Consider the following 410-nt stretch of genomic DNA (forward strand, 5'->3'; position numbering starts at 1 on the left):
GCGGAGGGGACCCACGCGTTCCCATCTCGAACACGACCGTTAAGCCCTCCAGCGTCGATGGTACTTGAACCGCAGGGTTCTGGGAGAGTAGAACGTTGCCAAGCAGTACCCGCAAGGGTATTAGCAATAATGTAGGGATCACATCTAACTATGACGCGGGGTGGAGCAGCCCGGTAGCTCGTCGGGCTCATAACCCGAAGGCCGCAGGTTCAAATCCTGCCCCCGCAACCAATGATGCGAGTCATTAGCTCAGTTGGTAGAGCACCTGACTTTTAATCAGGGTGTCGTAGGTTCGAATCCTACATGACTCACTTGCCTTATTTACAGCATGCGCGTATGGCGGAATTGGCAGACGCACTAGACTTAGGATCTAGCGGGTGACCGTGGGGGTTCAAGTCCCTCTACGCGCA

The 410-nt window shown here is 55.1% G+C and carries 3 tRNA genes and 1 rRNA gene; all 4 read left to right on the forward strand.

The features are described 5' to 3' along the window. Nucleotides 1-104 (forward strand): 5S ribosomal RNA (gene rrf / locus ASG93_RS21630); the annotation flags it as partial. Nucleotides 105-154: 50 nt separating this feature from the next. Then, nucleotides 155-231, forward strand: a tRNA-Met gene (locus tag ASG93_RS21635). A 7-nt stretch (nt 232-238) separates the two neighbouring features. Beyond that, nucleotides 239-311: transfer RNA gene (locus ASG93_RS21640), tRNA-Lys, on the forward strand. 19 nt (nt 312-330) lie between these two features. After that, nucleotides 331-410: transfer RNA gene (locus ASG93_RS21645), tRNA-Leu, on the forward strand.

Source organism: Paenibacillus sp. Soil787, assembly GCF_001429545.1.
Classification (GTDB): Bacteria; Bacillota; Bacilli; order Paenibacillales; family NBRC-103111; genus Paenibacillus_E.